The organism is Psychromonas sp. SP041 (genome assembly GCF_000470315.2).
Taxonomy (GTDB): Bacteria; Pseudomonadota; Gammaproteobacteria; order Enterobacterales; family Psychromonadaceae; genus Psychromonas.
Genome location: NZ_CBRF02000020.1, coordinates 14,974 through 32,992, shown reverse-complemented (window position 1 = coordinate 32,992; position 18,019 = coordinate 14,974). Strand labels below are relative to the sequence as shown.

Annotated in this window: 13 protein-coding genes; all 13 read left to right on the top strand. The window is 34.0% G+C overall.

All coding sequences use genetic code 11. From position 1 onward, the window contains the following. The first annotated feature begins 1,410 nt into the window (after nt 1-1,410). The 13 genes from rfbC (at nt 1,411) to SP041_RS12180 (ending at nt 17,856) form a co-directional block, all read left to right on the top strand. Nucleotides 1,411-1,956, top strand: coding sequence for a dTDP-4-dehydrorhamnose 3,5-epimerase (gene rfbC, locus SP041_RS12240; protein ID WP_025564776.1), 546 nt, complete (start codon nt 1,411-1,413; stop codon nt 1,954-1,956). Nucleotides 1,957-1,959: 3 nt separating this feature from the next. Continuing rightward, nucleotides 1,960-2,763: a glycosyltransferase gene (locus SP041_RS12235; protein ID WP_025564775.1), complete on the top strand. Its 804-nt coding sequence runs from the start codon at nt 1,960-1,962 to the stop codon at nt 2,761-2,763. After that, entirely contained in the window at nt 2,760-3,716 is a 957-nt protein-coding gene (locus SP041_RS12230) for a glycosyltransferase family 2 protein (protein ID WP_025564774.1), read from the top strand. The genes SP041_RS12235 and SP041_RS12230 overlap by 4 nt, the downstream gene beginning before the upstream one ends. A 30-nt stretch (nt 3,717-3,746) precedes the next feature. After that, entirely contained in the window at nt 3,747-4,637 is an 891-nt protein-coding gene (gene rfbD, locus SP041_RS12225) for a dTDP-4-dehydrorhamnose reductase (protein ID WP_025564773.1), read from the top strand. A gap of 181 nt (nt 4,638-4,818) precedes the next feature. After that, the gene (rfbB, locus tag SP041_RS12220; protein WP_025564772.1) at nt 4,819-5,892 is read left to right on the top strand and encodes a dTDP-glucose 4,6-dehydratase; all 1,074 of its coding nucleotides are present in this window, start codon (nt 4,819-4,821) and stop codon (nt 5,890-5,892) included. Next, nucleotides 5,892-6,794, top strand: coding sequence for an NAD-dependent epimerase/dehydratase family protein (locus tag SP041_RS12215; RefSeq protein WP_025564771.1), 903 nt, complete (start codon nt 5,892-5,894; stop codon nt 6,792-6,794). Before rfbB ends, SP041_RS12215 begins: the two co-directional genes overlap by 1 nt. Nucleotides 6,795-6,796: 2 nt before the next feature. After that, nucleotides 6,797-10,210, top strand: a complete 3,414-nt coding sequence (locus tag SP041_RS12210) for a rhamnan synthesis F family protein (protein WP_025564770.1) — start codon at nt 6,797-6,799, stop codon at nt 10,208-10,210. After that, nucleotides 10,204-11,082: a hypothetical protein gene (locus SP041_RS12205; protein WP_025564769.1), complete on the top strand. Its 879-nt coding sequence runs from the start codon at nt 10,204-10,206 to the stop codon at nt 11,080-11,082. The genes SP041_RS12210 and SP041_RS12205 overlap by 7 nt, the downstream gene beginning before the upstream one ends. Before the next feature lie 46 nt (nt 11,083-11,128). After that, nucleotides 11,129-12,019 carry a hypothetical protein gene (locus SP041_RS12200; protein ID WP_025564768.1) on the top strand — a complete coding sequence of 297 codons (891 nt, stop codon included), beginning with the start codon at nt 11,129-11,131 and terminating at the stop codon, nt 12,017-12,019. 48 nt (nt 12,020-12,067) lie between these two features. After that, nucleotides 12,068-14,665 carry a hypothetical protein gene (locus SP041_RS12195; RefSeq protein ID WP_025564767.1) on the top strand — a complete coding sequence of 866 codons (2,598 nt, stop codon included), beginning with the start codon at nt 12,068-12,070 and terminating at the stop codon, nt 14,663-14,665. 207 nt (nt 14,666-14,872) lie between these two features. Then, a complete protein-coding gene (locus tag SP041_RS12190) occupies nt 14,873-16,486 on the top strand; it encodes an aldolase catalytic domain-containing protein (RefSeq protein WP_081695394.1) in 1,614 nt (537 codons plus the stop codon). Beyond that, on the top strand, nt 16,470-17,132 hold the full coding sequence (locus tag SP041_RS12185; RefSeq protein ID WP_025564765.1) for an HAD hydrolase-like protein: 663 nt from the start codon (nt 16,470-16,472) through the stop codon (nt 17,130-17,132). Before SP041_RS12190 ends, SP041_RS12185 begins: the two co-directional genes overlap by 17 nt. After that, complete coding sequence (locus tag SP041_RS12180) at nt 17,122-17,856, top strand: 3-deoxy-manno-octulosonate cytidylyltransferase (protein WP_025564764.1); 735 nt, start codon at nt 17,122-17,124, stop codon at nt 17,854-17,856. The genes SP041_RS12185 and SP041_RS12180 overlap by 11 nt, the downstream gene beginning before the upstream one ends. Nucleotides 17,857-18,019: the final 163 nt, after the last annotated feature.

The following is an 18,019-nucleotide window of genomic DNA, read 5'->3' as shown; positions in this document are numbered from 1 at the left end:
CTTGTTTTGACCTTAATCTTTTGAGCTTTAAGTTTGAACCTAGTGCCATTTATGATTCGCTTTGCTCAGCGAAGCTAATCGTTGTATGCGATACATCTTGTAAGGGGCGCATGCTTTAGCTTGCAGATTTTAATGTTTACATGTGTTGATTTTTTGACTTTGTAGTTAACAATCAAAAAACAACACACAAACCCCTGCAGGCTAAAGCCAGCGCCCCAAGTTCAAAAGCTTGTAGTGTTTACATGTATTGATTTCGGTGTTTGGTTTTCGGGGCGCATGCTTCAGCTTGCAGTGTTTAATGTTTGTATGTGTTGATTTTGACTTTGTAGTTAACAATCAAAAAACAACACACAAAACCCTGCTGGCTTTAGCCTGCTTGTTTTGATTTTAGCCTTTAGGTGTTGGTTTTTGATATAACGTAATTGATGAACAACATTGTAAGATACGATACATCTTGTAAAGGGCGCATGCTTTAGCCTGCTTGTTTGGATTTTAGCCTTTAGGTGTTGGTGTTGATTTTTGATATAACGTAATTGACGAACAACATTGTAAGATACGATACATCTTGTAAGGGGCGCATGCTTTAGCTTGCAGATTTTAATGTTTACATGTGTTGATTTTTTGACTTTGTAGTTAACAATCAAAAAACAACACACAAAACCCTGCAGGCTAAAGCCAGCGCCCCGAATATCAAGCTACGCTTGATAGCTATCGCAATTATGTTGAGATGAGCGAGGGTGTTGATTTTTGATATAACGTAATTGATGAACAACATTGTAAGATACGATACATCTTGTAAGGGGCGCATGCTTTAGCCTGCTTGTTTTGACCTTAATCTTTTGAACTTGAAGTTTGAACCTAGTGTCATCTATGGTTTACTTTGTTCAGCGAAGCTAATCGTTGTATGCGATACATCTTGTAAGGGGCGCATGCTTTAGCTTGCAGATTTTAATGTTTACATGTGTTAGTTTTTTGACTTTGTAGTTAACAATCAAAAAACAATACACAAACCCCTGCAGGCTAAAGCCAGCGCCCCGAATATCAAGCTACGCTTGATAGCTATCGCAATTATGTTGAGATGAGGATGGTGTTGATTTTATGATATACCGTAATTGATGAACAACATTGTAAGATACGATACATCTTGTAAGGGGCGCATGCTTTAGCCTGCTTGTTTTGATTTTAGTCTTTAGTCTTTAGGTTTTGGGTTTTGGTTTGTTTTAGTCATTTATGATTCGCTTTGTTCAGCGAAGCTAATCGTCGTATGCGATAACTCGCATACTGGCAGGCTAAAGCCAGCGCCCCGAATATCAAGCTACGCTTGATAGCTATCGCAATTATGTTGAGATGAGCGATGGTGTTGATTTTTAATATTATTAAGTGTTATCTAATTTATAACTGAGTGTATATATGAAATTTATAGAAACAAATATTCCTGATGTAAAAATTGTTGAACCACAAGTGTTTGGTGACGAGCGTGGTTTCTTTATGGAGACATTCCGTACTTCATTATTCAACGAACAGTGTGGTGAGCGTGAATTCGTTCAAGAAAATCACAGTAAATCAAGTCACGGTATTTTACGTGGCCTACATTACCAAACAGAAAATACTCAGGGTAAATTAGTGCGTGTAACAAAAGGTGAAGTATTTGATGTTGCAGTTGATATGCGTAAAGACTCTCCTACATTTGGCGAATGGGTCGGTGTCTTATTATCAGCAGAAAATAAACGTCAACTTTGGGTACCAGAAGGCTTTGCACACGGCTTTTATGTAACAACAGATGAAGCAGAATTTGTATATAAATGTACAGATATCTACAATCCAAGTTCAGAAGTCTCAATTAAATGGGATGATCCTAAAATTAATATCGAATGGCCAATCAACCCTGATCAAAAACCACTATTATCTGCTAAAGATGAAAACGGTTTAAGCTTCTCTGACGCGCCGAAGCTGTAATTAATGCACATATTTATCTCAATAGTCTCCCATCGCCATCATGATGTGATTATCAATCTAGGCACCATTAAAACATTATCTAAATACGATGATATAACCGTAGTATGTAGGGACAATGACCCTGTTGGTAAGCTAAAAAAATATTGTGATAAATATGACACTCATTATATTGCAAATGGTAATGAACAAGGTTTTTCTGCGAATAACAATGCGAATTACATGCATTGTAAATTTGAACTGGGTATGGAAGAAGACGATTATTTCATCCTATTAAACCCAGATGTATTTATCACCAAGTCTAATATATTAACGTTAATTGAACATTTAAAAAAAGGCACGACAGGCTTAGGTGTCGCTAATCTCTACTTAGATAGAGAAGAGATGGTGCAAGACGATAATATTCGCCTATATCCTAAATTTTCTAGCTTCATAAAAACCTACCTACTCAATGACCGTTCTACCATGGTAAATCGTATAAAAGGCTTGTCACCAGATAAAGAGTATTGGGCAAGTTGCGCTTTTATGATTGTAAAAGCGGATGTTTATAATCAGCTTAATGGTTTAGATGAACGTTATTATATGTATTGCGAAGATATTGATTTTAGTTTTAGAGCTAATAAAGCAGGCTTTCCGCTGGAATATTTTGAGAATGTTAAAGCAGTCCATTTCAGACGCTGTTCAAGTAAACAGTTTTTAAGTAAATACTTCTTTTGGCATGTGCAAAGTGTCTTTAAATATTCATTTGGTAAAAAGGAAGAGTCTGCATTAAATTCTAGCCTTGAATATCAAAATCGTTATAAAAAATGATTGATATTGTATTAGCGACCTACAATGGTCAAGCCTTTTTGGCGGAACAAATAAGGTCAATACGAAACAATATCGGCTATCATAAATGGGTTCATAATATCATTGTCATAGATGATGGTTCAACGGATAACACTCAAAATATAGTCGCGACATTAGCCGAACAAGATAACAGAATATTCTGGATTGAAAATAATAGTGGAAAAAAAGGACCTAAAGATAACTTTGCCTTTGGATTAACTAAGAGCAAAGCAGATTACGTTATGCTATGTGACCAAGATGATATTTGGTTGCCTCATAAAATAGAACTCTCTATGCAACACCTAAAGCAAGCTGAAAGCACTTCTCCTCCACAAACACCCTTATTAATTTTTAGCGATAAACAAATCGTAGATGAAAATTTACAACCGATCTGCAGCAGCTATTTCAAACTAAAAAACATAAATAAAGAGTGGTATTTAAAGTTTAATCAACTATGCCAACAGAACGTTATTTCAGGTTGTACCATGTTATTTAACCGTGCATTAATTGATAAAGCGTTACCTATGCCAGAAAAGGCGTATATGCATGATTGGTGGTTAGCGTTGGTTGCACATCGTTGTGGTGAAATTGTGTTTATTGATCAAGCATTAATTCAATATCGTCAGCATCAATCAAATGTAATTGGAGCGAAAAAAAGAGGTTTGTTTTCTTTATGTTTTCAATTTTTTAAACATTTAAAAGCTTTTAAAAAAAGCCAACAAGCGATTATAAATCAAGCGATCGCTTTTAAAGCCTTCGAACAAAAAAATAAAATGATACCTGATGCAACAATTAGTGCATTAAGCAGTCTGAATTATCTACCGATTTACAAAAAAATATCTTTTTTTTGTAAAGGGAATGTGACTCGATCTCATTTTTTAGGTAGACTTGCGCTCTTGATATCACTTTTAACAAGTAAACGTCAACGGCATTAAAAACACACAATGAAAATGAGTAAGGTTGTTATGAAAGTATTAATTACAGGGAAAGGCGGGCAGTTAGCTTGGGAGTTAGAACAGCTAGCGCCTAAAAACGTACAACTACTCAGTTGCTCTGCACAAGATTTAGATATTACCGACGTAGATCAAGTTAATCATACGATTGAACAATTTCAGCCAAACATCGTCATCAACGCAGCTGCTTATACTGCAGTGGATAAAGCTGAAACCGACACAGAAACTGCCTATGCGGTTAATGATCTAGGCAGTGAATATCTCGCGTTGGCTTGTAAAAAGATATCAGCAAAATTAATTCATGTCTCAACGGATTTTGTTTTTGACGGTACTAAAACAACTCCCTATCAAACAAATGATCAAGTTAATCCTATCAATGTTTATGGCGCTTCAAAGCTTGCTGGTGATAGTAAAGTGAATGCTATTTTAGGTAACCAAGCGATCATTATTCGTACCGCTTGGGTATATTCTGTCAATGGTAATAATTTTGTCAAAACAATGTTGCGTTTAATGGCTGAAAAAGAGCAATTAGGTATTGTTTACGATCAAGTTGGCACGCCGACGTGGGCAAAAGGGTTAGCGACCATGATTTGGGCATTAGTGGAAAAAAACCAAAACACTGAATCAACATTAGATGCCGCTAAGATTTTACATTGGACAGATGCAGGTGTTTGTTCATGGTATGACTTTGCCGTAGCCATTCAAGAACTAGCGGTGGAAAAAGGCATGCTTGATAAAACCATTCCAGTGCGTCCAATACCAGCAAGTGCTTACCCTACACCAGCGCAACGTCCAAGCTTTAGCGTGATAGATAAACAGTCAGCTGAACAAGAAAGTGGTGTAGAAACAGTTCATTGGCGCCAACAGTTGTCGACTATGATGGATGAATTAAAAGCAAATTGAAGATTAAAAGATTTATCTAAATAAGTTAACAATAAGGTAAATTGAAACCTTAAATTGTAAAAAACAGCAGTTAATAAACCTTAGATAAGGAATTCTGCTCAATTTAATTAAACGTTGTGATACTAAAAAGTTAGAACCTGACAACGTTACAAATATTAACCCAAAAAGATGGAATAACGACATGAGAAATTTATTAGTAACAGGTGGTGCAGGTTTTATTGGTGCAAACTACGTTTTATATTGGCTTGCAAACAATCCTCAAGATAAAGTCGTGGTATTAGATGCATTAACCTACGCAGGTAATCGTAAAAGTTTAGCATCAGTTGAAAATAACCCAAATTTTGTATTTGCACAGGGTGATATTTGCGATACTGCTTTAGTAGAAACGTTATTAAAAGAGCATAGCATTGATACATTAGTGCACTTTGCTGCTGAATCACATGTTGACCGTTCAATCACTGGTCCAGATGCGTTTATTGAAACTAATATTATTGGTACTTACAGCTTACTTAAAGCCGCTAAAAAAGTGTGGATTGATGAGCCGAAAGCAAATGGTCAAGCACCGCTTAAACATCGCTTCCACCATGTCTCAACAGACGAAGTTTACGGTGAACTAGGACCAAACGATCCAGCTTTCACTGAAGAAACAGCTTATGCTCCAAATTCCCCTTATTCAGCGTCTAAAGCTGCCTCTGATCATCTAGTACGTGCTTATCACCATACGTATGGTTTAGAAGTAACAACGTCGAATTGTTCAAATAACTATGGTCCATATCATTTCCCTGAAAAATTGATCCCGTTGATTATTACTAATATTTTGTTTGATAAACCTTTACCTGTGTATGGCGATGGGCAACAAATTCGTGATTGGTTATATGTTGAGGATCATGCGCGTGGCATTGAACTTGTATTAAACAAAGGACGCCTAGGTGAGAACTATAATATTGGCGGTCACAATGAGTGGGCAAATATCGATATTGTTAAATTAGTTTGTAAGCTTTTAAATGAGCAGTTTAATAAAAATTCAAAACTAGCAGCTGACTATCCATTAGCTAAAGCTGCGTTAGATAACAAAGCAGAAGATCTCATTACTTTTGTAGAAGATCGTGCTGGGCATGATTGGCGTTACGCGATTGATGCAACTAAAACAAATAATGAATTAGGCTACAAACCAGCAGAGTCATTTGAAACGGGTATTCGTAAAACAATTGAATGGTATCTTGGCAGCGAAGATTGGTGGAAGGAACTTTTATAATGAAAGAAAAAACCACCTCGATTTGTTTGCTAGGAGCGACTGGCTTTTTAGGAAGTGCAATAGCTAAAGAACTAGATGATAGAAAAATTGATTGGGTTGGAATTTCAAGAGATGAAAGTGAAGACCCAAGAATTAAAAAGGTTGATTTAACGGATAAAGATGCTCTTTTGGATGTTTTTCGATGTTCATCTATTGTGATTAATGCCTTAGGCTCTGCAAAGCCCAAGGACTATGAAGAAAATCCCACTGATACACTTAATAATTTATGGCAAAATGCGATCAGTTTAAGTGAGTCATTAAAGCTTGGTAAGGTTGCTAAGTTAATTCATATATCTTCTGCAGGAACAGTGTATGGAGAACAAAATGATATTAGGCACACTGAAAAAAGCACAGTTAATCCTATTTCATGGTATGGAAAGGCAAAGGTTATTGAGGAACTCTATTTAGAGAAGCATTGTCAAATTAACGATTGTGATTACCTATGCTTAAGAGTTTCAAACCCTTATGGGAATAAGAAGAAAACGACGCATGGTTTTATCGATGTTTTAATTAACTCAGTACTTTCAGGTAATAAATTCTCTTTTTATGAAGACTGCAATCCAGTTCGAGATTTCATCTACGCTGAAGATATGGCCTTTTCAATTGTAGAATTAATTAAAGTCAATGCGACGGGTCTTTTTAATCTTGGAAGTGGTGAAAGTCATTCATTAAAGTCAATTACTGACTATATTATTAAAAAAATGAAAGGCGAACATTTCATTACAAGAGAATCGAATAAACCTGACTATGATGTGTTAGTGAATAAAATATGTGTTGATAAACTATATCAATATAGAGCAAAGCGTAACTCTATGGATGTTTATCAATATATAGATATAGCTTTAAATGAGAAAATTGGTTAACTATGATAAAAATAAATTCTGAATTAAAAGAAAAATCGTCATTACATATAGATTATGTATACCATGAAAGCGAATATATAGTTATATCGGGTTGGTTTCGTGATAAAAATATAGATTCTTTAGTCATTGAACCACAAAAAGATTATGGGGTAGCTATTAATGGCCAAGACTGTGATTTTGATTTAATAACATTCAGAAGAGGTGATTTAGAAAAAGAGTTCCTCCCTTATCTTTTTCCTGCTTGTTATGGTTTTACGATTAAAGTTGAATATCATGAAGAGGATATTTTTAATTTAGAATTAACGAATAAAAACATAAAGTATTCAATTGACGCATTTGAAAGCTATTTAATTACCGATATTAAATTATTTTCTCAACAAGCTATTTCACCAATGAGCGATAAAATAAGAAATTTTTTATCCGATGTTGTCACTGCTAATAAAAAAAATGCCATAAAAAATAGTGATGAAAAAATAGAGTTAAGTGAACAACTAAAACTACTCGCGATCGATTGGCGTTTATTTGCAAGTGAAAATAATATTCCTGAAAATGAAGACCCGATTAACTTCTATATTCAAAATAAATATTCAACAGAGTTTGTTATAGAAGATCAATTTTCAACCTCATATTATAAAAAAGCTTATCCTGGTGTTGTTGAAAACAACCTAGATCCTATTCTTCATTACTACCTTTGGGGGAAAGCTGAAGGACGCCAAGGTCATGAAGCTCCTATAAAGAATGATCATTTGGAAGAGTTAACATCTCAAATAGAGTCGTCGGAATTAGACTTTCAAATGGAGGCGTCAGATAAAGATTTTTATATCGATATACATGATCAAAATGCTGATAATGAGATATTGGTACCATTTACCTCAGATATCGAAGCAGTAGAGCAAAGCGTTGATATTGAAACGCCAGAACAACATACAGAAATGGTTGAAAGTAAATTAGCACCTTCAAATGAAGACGCTCAAGAAAAGAGCCTTTTGTATCGCCAGTTGAGCTCGTTGGACATCGATTGGGCACAATTTTCTTCAGATAATCATATACTCGATTCAGAAGATCCGATTGATTTTTATATTCAACATAAAGACGTACAAGACTTTATTGTTGGTGATGATTTGTCGACCGAGTTTTATAATAAAACGTATCCTGATATCACATTGCATGGTGTCGATTTGCTCTTGCATTACTTCACCAATGGGAAACAAGAAGGGCGCTTAGGAAGCTTTCAAGGGTTGATTAATACGCATTATATTGGCGGGAAAAAAGAATATAATCCTCTATTGCCTACTATCGTTATTGCATGCCATGAATCATCAGCAACAGGTGCACCTTTAGTTGGCCTAAACCTAGGCTTGTCTATATGTGAAGAATATAATGTTATCCATATTGTTTTGCATGAATCAACTTTACAAGACGATTTTGTAGATAACTCCGTTTTTACATTGACTCATTTACGCAACAAAGAAGCCACCATAAAAATATTATTAGAATGGCTACATGAACAATTTAAACTTGATTCAATTATCTGTAACTCTGTCGAAACCTACTCAGTACTTGAAAGTGCATCAGACTTAAATATTCCAGTCATAAGTTTACTCCATGAATTCAGTGAATATACACGACCAAGGGGCAAAATAACGAATACTGTGATTAATTCAGATAAAGTCATTGTTCCTGCAAGAATTATCGCTGAATCTGCCTATAAAGAAATGAAAGACTACTTTGGTATTAAAAACAAACCAAATAATATGGTTGTATTACCGCAGGGTAAATTGCCTTTTTTACCACAAAATAATGGTGTTAATTTATCTGTAGAGCAGCTAAGAGCGAAATTTAACATCAGCAAAACAGATAAAGTGATTGTCGGAGCGGGCTATGTTCAAACCCGTAAAGGGGTTGACTTATTTGTTGATGCGGCAGCAAAAATTAAAAAACACTATTCGAAAAGCTGTAAGTTTATCTGGGTTGGTGGTGGTTATGATCCCGAGCATGATATTGGTTGTTCAGTCTGGCTACAAAGTCAGTTACAAGAATTTGGCTTAGAGGGCGACTTTTATTTTTTAAACCACCAAAAAAGCTTAGATGATATTCTCGATTTAGCAGATGTTTACTTATTAACATCCCGACTAGACCCGTTTCCTAACGTCGTTATCGATGCGTTACAAGCGGATCTACCCGTTGTCTGTTTTGACCGTACAACAGGGTGTGCTGAATTTCTCTTAGAGAATAAATCAAATAGTGCAGTTGTCCCTTTTTTAGATACCACCGAAATGGCAAAAAAAGCAATAGGATTTTTAGGTGCTAAAAAGCAAAATCCAAATGTTAATCGTCGATTAGTTAAAAATAAACTAGATTTTAATAAATATGTTAAAAGCCTAATTTCAATTATCGAAGAAAGTAAAGCTGAAATAAAAAAACGCAATGAAATAGTAAAAGCGATTGCTGAATCAGGCCTGTTTAATCTCAGTTTTTATAATAAAGGTGATGATAACTCCGCTATTGAGTACTACGTAAAAACATCTCTAAAAGGGATTCATTCTACGTCACCAATGCCAGGGTTTTCGGTAGGGAAATGGTTTGAAGATAACAAACCAGAAAGTATTTACACAGTGCCACTTTATGAACAAATTAAGTCAAATAACCCTGTGGCTACACATAATTGTTTATTAGTAAATGGTGACTGTCAAAGTGTTTCTACCAAAAAAATAGCGGTTCACCTTCACCTTTACTATTTTGACCTTGCGGAACATTTTGCTACATACTTCTCTTGCTTACCAAGTGGTTTTGATTTGTTCGTCACTGTTTGTGAATCAGATATAGAAGATAAAGTGCAAGCGGCTTTTTCAAACATCGGTGCAAATAAAGTTGAAGTGATTGAAGTTGAAAATATTGGTCGTGATGTTGCCCCATTCTTTATCTCTTTAAGAAATAAAGTGTACAAGCAAGGCTATGATATTGTTGGTCATTTTCACAGTAAAAAATCGAATGATGTAGACCAAGGTACAGGCGACAGGTGGCGAGAGTACCTATTAACTAACCTAATTGGTTCAAAAGAAACTATTAATGATATTTTTAAACCTTTTGAAGATGACAACATTGGGCTTGTATTTGCTGAAGATTGTCATAATGTAGACTTTGGCAAAAATAAAACGTTTTCTGACACTCTATGTGATGCAATGAACATTGAGCATTTAGCCACCGCGACACTGTTCCCATTAGGCACTATGTTCTGGGCTAAACCGCAAGCGTTAGCTCCCTTATTTGAACTTGATCTGGAATCTTATCTGCAAAAAGAACCATTGCCTTACGATGGCTCTTATATGCATGCGTCTGAACGTTTAGTGTCGCATGTGGTGTCACAAAGTGGTTATCAACTACAAACTGTATATACAGAAGGTACAAAATGGTAGATATGAAAAAAAAATTAATCATCCATATTGGTACACCTAAAACGGGTACTAGCTTTTTACAAGAAGTCTGTATAAAAAATTACGATAAACTTTTAGCATCGGGGGTTTTATACCCTGGAGTTGAAAGTAATAGTTTTGTTAAAAAAGCTAATATTCCAATTAATGCTAGTCATATTTTAAGATATTTTTTTAATAAACTAGATAAAGAAAGTATATGTAATCTAATTAAAAATGATTTTATTTCATTATTCAACTTTAATGTAAATACTGTGTTAATTTCAGATGAAACACTCATTGCTTATAATGTACCTAATCAGGGGAATTTATTTATATTTGAGTGCTTAATTGAAGTTTGTAAAGTGTTAAATATTGAGCTTTCATTCGTCGCCTATTATAGAAAACCAAGTAAATATCTACCTTCTCATTGGGCACAGTTAGTAAAAAAACACCAAGAAACTCGCTCTTTAGTCGAATTTGTTGAACAAGAAAAAATTCCTTATTGGAGTAACTTAATCACCCTCTATAAATTTTATAATAAAGTTTCTATTTATTCATACGATCAAGAGGCTAAAACAAATAAAGGTATTTCAAAATCATTTTTTAATACCATTAATATTAATTGTGAAGAGTTAGAATCGCTGAATAATGATGAAGTAAATTCCTCTTTGTCTTTAAATGCATTGACAGCTTTACGCCTAATAAATGCTGAGTTTGAAAATGATGCCATTAATGAGGTAGAGAAAACGTTAACTAATGCGGTAGCTAAACATAAACTGAACAAGCCAGTTTTATCTGAACATATGGAATCGGTCGTTGATAAATTATATCAGAGTGAATTAGATGTATTAGCTTTAGCTTCATCGAATAATTAGGATTTTGAAGCTTTAAACTTAGTTAACTACCGATTAAAGAGATCAAATGCTTAAAAAATTATTTATACATTCAGGTACACCAAAAACAGGGAGTAGTTTTTTGCAATCTGTTTTTAATAAAAGCTCAAAGGAATTAAATGAGTGTGGCATTTTATATCCAGGTGTATATAAAAATACTTATCAGCCATCTTCAAATGTAGATATAAATGGTCAGTTATTAACTAGGCTGTTAATTTATAAAACAAGTAAGCAACTGCATGACGTTAAACATAAATTGATTGAAATGCTGACAGGTTTGTTTTCACTGGGGAAAAATAAAGTTTTTTTATCAGATGAGACACTAGGTATCGTCAATCCAGAAATTTGGAACATTATTAATGATGTTTGTTTATCACTTAATATTCATTTAGTTGTTTTTTCTTATTTTAGACAGCCAGAAAAATATTACCCGTCACATTGGGCACAAATAGTGCGTAATCATGGTGAAGTTAAATCACTAATTGACTTCTTAACTACTACCGACTTACAAGTCTGGAGAAACATATTAATTATCAATGATGTAGTTGATGATTCGTACAGTTTTTCATATGAGAATGAATTAGTTGGTGAGTTTGGCTTACTGTTATCTGCTGCTAAAGTATTAGATATCTCCCCTAAAGTGTTCATTGTAAATTCTATTAATAAACGTAATGTCAATCCATCTCTTAGTTTAAATGCTTTAACTGCAATACGGTTAATTAATGATGAATTTGGTGAAAAAGCAGGTAAAGAGCTAAATGTACAATTAACAAGCTTAGAGGCAACGAATAAAAAATCTAAACCCGCTCTTGATTCTGCTAAGCAAAGCTTTATACGCGGTAAACATTGTGTTGAGCTTGAAAAATACCAAAAAATATATCAAAGCAGTCGTGATAAATTAAATTTTATAAAAATATAGTTTATGAGAATATCTTGGTTATAAGATTATGTAATAAAGGAAAGTGTAATGACAGATGGAGTTAATGCTGTTCAAAGTGATATAGATGACCACCCAGATATTGAAGTACGTGATGGTGTGTTAAAAGTAAATGGGTGTTTATTTCTTCGTCAAAAAGGCGTAGCACAACAGCAATTTGATTATTTTCTAGGGAATAAAAAAATCCCAGATGAAAGTGTAAATAACTTTAAATGTAATATTAAGCATAACTTATCTTTAGCAAATGAGGTCGGTTTTAAATATTTACACATCATTTATCCTGCTAAACCTTGTGTATATAAAGAATCTTTTAAAGATATTGGTGTAGACATTAACTCTATTGTCACATCAGAGCATCTCATGCCTTCTGTCATATATGGAGAGTCGATAACTCGTCACTTCTACTTTGATGATACACATCACAACGATCAAGGTCTATATGAAATAATAAAACAAGGCCTTGTTGCTATAGGTGAAGATATCTCGAAGTTAGTTCCTATATACAAGCAAATGACTCGGCAAGGAGGATTAGGGAAGATGTATGGCTCAGAACCGCATATGTCGGAACACCTTGAATATTTTGAGGGGCATACCAAAGGTGTTATTCAAAGGTTTAGTCTCGCAGAATATCTTGCTGGTAACTCAGGTCATATTGATTTTAATTTCAATGGTAATGCTATCATTAAAAAACGAATTGTGTTGTTTGGTGATAGCTTTTTTAGAAACTCTTTGGATATTTTTAGTGAGATTTTCGAGGAAGTTATTTACTTTAGAAACCCTTATATATTTACAGATATCGTTAAAGTATTAACCCCCGACATTGTATTGACTGGTAATGCTGAGAGATATTTAGTCGATGTGCCTAACTCTGCACTGCCAAAGCCTTATTTTTTAAATTTTTTCGGTGAAAAGTTTCGTTCTGTAGATATTCCTTTTAACACTAAAAATATGTTTAGCATGCTTTTTTCTGGGCGAAATGATAAAGAATTCTTAGCTTGGAGAAGTATTAATCTATTAACTATCACTCGTGAAAAACAATTAGATCCGCTAAAAATTACTCTTGATGACTTTAAAACGGAAAAAGACTTTTATTTTTGTTATCAATTAGCTGTTTTTTGGGAAAGTAAGGATATTAATTATTCTTTCCATTTAATTAAACTAGCATTAAAAATTAGACCAAATGGTCCTGTATTAAAGAAAAAACATGATGAATATAAAGCTATTCTTGATACAAATAAATTCAAGAACTTATTAGGTAATAGTACTGTAGGAAATAAGAAACCCATTATTGTTAATTGGTTAAACACAGATTCGCTTCAAAAATTGGTTTCACTCTACCCAGATATTAATATCAATGTGTTGAAAGGGAATTTAAAAGAAATAATACATACTGATAATACTGCTATGTTTATTAAACAACTTTCACGTGGTTATTTAGAGTTAAAATGTCCAATACATAACAAAATTGCTAAATGCCAACACTCTTTAGCTTTTAATAATTCGAATGCTTTATATTTTAAAGGAGATGAGCCATTTTATTTACTGCAAGATGAGTTTTCCATCGACGCTTTTTATTATCCAAATTCCTCGGTTGTTATTTTATTAAATGGTAGCTTTAACTATAAAGTTAAAATTAACCACCTTACATCTCAGTTAAATGAAAACAAAGAAAAACTAAATAAATATTACGCTAACCCCACACATTCTTGGGGAATATATTGCTTTCATAAAAGTCCTTATCATTATTACTATTTTCAAGTGTCAAGTTTTTTACCTTTACTTGAAAAAGAAAAAAATCTCAACAATGTCATTGTTTATTCTTTAAAAGGAAGTTCTTATCTAGACTTGTCAAGAGTTTCAAATAAGATAAGTAAAGATATTATGTTAGATTCTCCATTTACTATAGAAGAGCAATTAAATTCTAACTCTTTTTATATTAAGTTTGGAGAGCACACTAATAAAATAAAGTTAGAACAATTCATCGCATGTGATGAGTTACTTAATAACTATTTAATAACTGAAATTTATAATAATAAAAAAATTAATAGAATTAAAGAATCTAAATCTCAATCTTATATTTTATGGTTAGGTATAGATTCAGGGAAAAGAACGTGGGTAGAGCAAGTTGATTCTTATAAGGAGCTTATTCGCGAATTAATTTTAGCAGGCCTCAGCGTTACAGTAATAATAGATGGCTGGACTAATGCTAAAGGTCTTGGTGAAAATATTTCATTATATTCAGGAGATAAGATCTTAGCTGATAAATTGATAAGCTATTTTGTCAATACGGAAGTAGTCTTCATTGACTTAATTGGTGAATATGCCGAAATTAAAGCTAAAATAGCTCTTGATGTTGATTTTTTTATTACAAGTCATAGTACAGCTTCTATATGGGTTTCTCGTTTTGCAGGTAAAAATGGCGTTACACATATTAGTAATGCTGCAAGAGCGACAGCTATTTCTGCACATGTTCACCCTAAAGCAGTATTAATACCTGAGAATTGCATTAATGATATTCATAGTGAAAGCCCATCGAGTACATTTCATGTGTCTTATAGCCTCAGCACAGAAAATTTTATGAAAATAACATTTCCTTTAGCTTTAGAGGCTTTCAGCAGAAAGGTTTAATTCTTTTATCGAAGGTGTTTTTTTTAGTTTATTGCTTATAGATATGAATTATTACAAATGAATATTTCTGTAGGGCAAGGCTATGAATTCAATAGAACGCAATTTATTCCAAACTTTTGAGTTTAAATTGTCAATTTTTCCATCATAATTGATGATATATTAGTTTGATATATTAGATGAAACACATATTTAAAAATAAGGTTTATAATGAAAATTTTAGATTGCACATTGCGCGATGGTGGCTATTACAACAATTGGGACTTCGAACCTACTGTTGTTGAAGCCTATTTAAAAGCAGTTAGCGCTGCCAATATTGATTATGTTGAGCTTGGTTTACGTAATTTTCCTAAAGCAGGATTTTTAGGGGCTTATGCATATACTACAGAAGCGCACCTTAATACACTGGATTTACCTGAGGGGCCTACTTATGGCGTGATGGTTGATGCTAAAACAATTTTAGAGTCTGAGTTGTCTGTTGAAGATGCGATCGATGCCTTATTTGTCCCTGCAAGTGAGAGTAAACTAAGCTTGGTGCGCGTTGCAGCACACTTTCCTGAAGTCGAACATTCTGGGCCTATCATAAAGCATTTGAAATCATTGGGTTATATTGTTGGTTATAACTTAATGCAAGCGGGTGGAAAACCGGATGAAGTGATTGCAGATAAAGCCCGTCAAGCTACTGAATGGGAAGGTTTAGATGTGCTGTATTTTGCTGATTCACTGGGGAACATGGACCATGATGAAGTTGAACGTATTGTTAAGGTGTTACGCACTCAATGGCAAGGTCCATTAGGTATTCATACGCATAATAATATGGCAAAAGGGTTGGATAATAGCTTGTCGGCTAAAAATGCAGGTGTAAGTTGGCTTGATGCGACGATTACTGGTATGGGACGTGGTGCGGGTAATACACAAACTGAGAGTTTATTGGCAGTATTAGATAAAGGAGACACTAAATATGTTTCTAAGCCTATCTATGAATTAGTGATTCGACACTTTGAACCAATGCAAAGAAAATACGGTTGGGGTAGTAACTTACTGTACTTTCTTGGGGCTCAAAATGATGTGCACCCGACTTACATTCAAAATTTATTGTCTAATACCCATTATGGGACAGATGAAGTAGTCGGTGCGATTGATTATTTAAGTAAACTAGAAAGTACTACGTCGTATAATGGAGCTGTGTTAGATACTGCTTTATCGTTTAATAGTAGTAAAACAGTCACGTCAGGTAGTGACGCAGTCAATGGTATTTTTAATAATAAAAATGTATTAATCATTACTAATGCACCTACTACTGAAAAGTATTTAAATGCAGTTCTATTGTACATAACACAATATAAACCAGTGGTTATATCCATTAACATTTCTAATGTTATACCTGCTGACATGATTGATTATTATGTTATCTCACATAATGCTAAATTTTTATCTGATGCTAATGGTTACAAAGAGCTTAACAAGCCTGTCGTTTTACCTGTACACCGTTTTTCTGCTGAAGAGCTTTCCCTTATCGACAACGTACAAAAGCTAGATTACGGTCTAGAAATTCAAGCTAATGTACTTACTTCAAATACAACGCATTGTATTATCCCTTCAGATATTACTGCTGGGTATGTGTTAAGTATGTTATTAGAGTCTCAACCAACATCGATTAAAACAGTCGGTTTTGATGGTTACGATATCAATGATTTACGTCAGCAAGAGATGGTTAAGATTCTAGAGTTATATAATAAAGACAAGCGTAGTTGTGACATTGTTTCTTTAACACCAACGACTTACCCGCTAACTAAAGGCTCTGTTTATGCACCACCTTGCTAATTATGATGTGTATATTTTTGATTGTGATGGTGTGATTTTAGACTCTAACCAGTTAAAAATTGATGCTATGCGTAATGCGCTTTTACCAATAGTAACGGATGCTAATAAAGTCAATGAATGTGTTGATTACTTTCGTAATAACTTTGGCCGCTCACGTTTTCATCATGTTGAGTTTTTTGTTGAAGCGTTATTACAGTTAAATGAAGACGCTAAGTTGTCGACTAGAGAAGCAATTTTGAAAGCTTATTCTGGTCAATGTAAAACGCTTTATTTATCTGCAAATTTGACGCCTGGTTTTATTGATTTTGTGAGTGGGTTAGACGGTAAAAAGTATATTGCTAGCGGCTCTGAGCAAGGTGAGTTACGGCAGGTTTTCAAAGAAAGAGGGTTAGATACTTACTTTAAGGGTATCTACGGCTCTCCTGCTAAAAAGTCTGATTTAGTGAGGGATGTACTGGCAACTAATACAACTAACAATGCAGTTATGTTCGGTGATGCGGTGTCTGACTTTGAAGCTGCGCAATTGAATAATATTGATTTTGTTGCTTATGTACCATTTTCAAATGTTAAAGACAAAATGACGGCGCTTTGTAAAGAAGCTAACACTGTTGTAATTCAATCGTGGGAAGAATTAAATGGAAAATAATATGAAGTATGCAGTTGTTATTCCTGCTCGGTTTCAATCTAGCCGGTTTCCTGGGAAACCTTTAGTTGATATTTGTGGCAAGACAATGATCCAACATGTTTGGGAAAAATGTTGTGCGGCGGTTGATCCTAAAGATGTTTACGTTGCTACCGATAGTGAGAAAATTGCTCATTGTGTTGAAGGTTTTGGTGGAAAGGTCGTGATGACTTCTTCTGATTGTTTGACAGGCACTGATAGGTTGGCTGAGGCCAACCTTACTTTAGATTGTGATTTTTTGATTAATGTACAAGGTGATGAACCTGTTATTGACCCTAATAATATTATTAAAATAATAGAGTCGTATAAAAGAACGGGTAATATTACCAATGCGTATTGCGAAATTAATTCAGAAGAAGAGTTTCGCTCTTTAACGGTTCCTAAAGTGGTGACAACCAAAGAGCAGAAGCTACTATACATGAGCCGTTCATCAATACCGCTTACTAAAAGTGGTAGTTATGTAAAGGCATATAAACAGGTTTGTGTTTATGCTTTTAGCAGAGAGCATTTATCATTTTTTACTTCTCATGCAGAAAAAACGCCATTAGAAGAAATTGAAGATATTGAAATATTACGCTTTTTAGAATCAGATATACAAGTTGACATGGTGGAAGTTGAAAGTGGTTCTCTCGCTGTTGATGTGCCTTCTGATGTAGATAAAGTAGTTGCTTATTTAAATACACTATAGCTGAGTTAGTTTTTATCACTGGCTAAGAATATTGCACTTTATTTAAACTGATAAAGTGCAATATTTACAATAAATACAATAAATACAATTTATCAATTGTATTCTTTTCACTCATTTAGTATTGGTAATAATAAGCACGGTTTATTATGTAAATACTTAAATA

What these genes read in the sequence shown, in the direction of transcription:
- SP041_RS12195 (WP_025564767.1), top strand. Translation starts at nt 12,068, where the DNA reads ATGACAGATGGAGTTAATGCTGTTCAAAGTGATATAGATGACCACCCA.
- SP041_RS12185 (WP_025564765.1), top strand. Translation starts at nt 16,470, where the DNA reads ATGCACCACCTTGCTAATTATGATGTGTATATTTTTGATTGTGATGGT.
- rfbD (WP_025564773.1), top strand. Translation starts at nt 3,747, where the DNA reads ATGAAAGTATTAATTACAGGGAAAGGCGGGCAGTTAGCTTGGGAGTTA.
- rfbB (WP_025564772.1), top strand. Translation starts at nt 4,819, where the DNA reads ATGAGAAATTTATTAGTAACAGGTGGTGCAGGTTTTATTGGTGCAAAC.
- rfbC (WP_025564776.1), top strand. Translation starts at nt 1,411, where the DNA reads ATGAAATTTATAGAAACAAATATTCCTGATGTAAAAATTGTTGAACCA.
- SP041_RS12235 (WP_025564775.1), top strand. Translation starts at nt 1,960, where the DNA reads ATGCACATATTTATCTCAATAGTCTCCCATCGCCATCATGATGTGATT.
- SP041_RS12215 (WP_025564771.1), top strand. Translation starts at nt 5,892, where the DNA reads ATGAAAGAAAAAACCACCTCGATTTGTTTGCTAGGAGCGACTGGCTTT.
- SP041_RS12230 (WP_025564774.1), top strand. Translation starts at nt 2,760, where the DNA reads ATGATTGATATTGTATTAGCGACCTACAATGGTCAAGCCTTTTTGGCG.
- SP041_RS12200 (WP_025564768.1), top strand. Translation starts at nt 11,129, where the DNA reads ATGCTTAAAAAATTATTTATACATTCAGGTACACCAAAAACAGGGAGT.
- SP041_RS12205 (WP_025564769.1), top strand. Translation starts at nt 10,204, where the DNA reads ATGGTAGATATGAAAAAAAAATTAATCATCCATATTGGTACACCTAAA.
- SP041_RS12190 (WP_081695394.1), top strand. Translation starts at nt 14,873, where the DNA reads ATGAAAATTTTAGATTGCACATTGCGCGATGGTGGCTATTACAACAAT.
- SP041_RS12210 (WP_025564770.1), top strand. Translation starts at nt 6,797, where the DNA reads ATGATAAAAATAAATTCTGAATTAAAAGAAAAATCGTCATTACATATA.
- SP041_RS12180 (WP_025564764.1), top strand. Translation starts at nt 17,122, where the DNA reads ATGGAAAATAATATGAAGTATGCAGTTGTTATTCCTGCTCGGTTTCAA.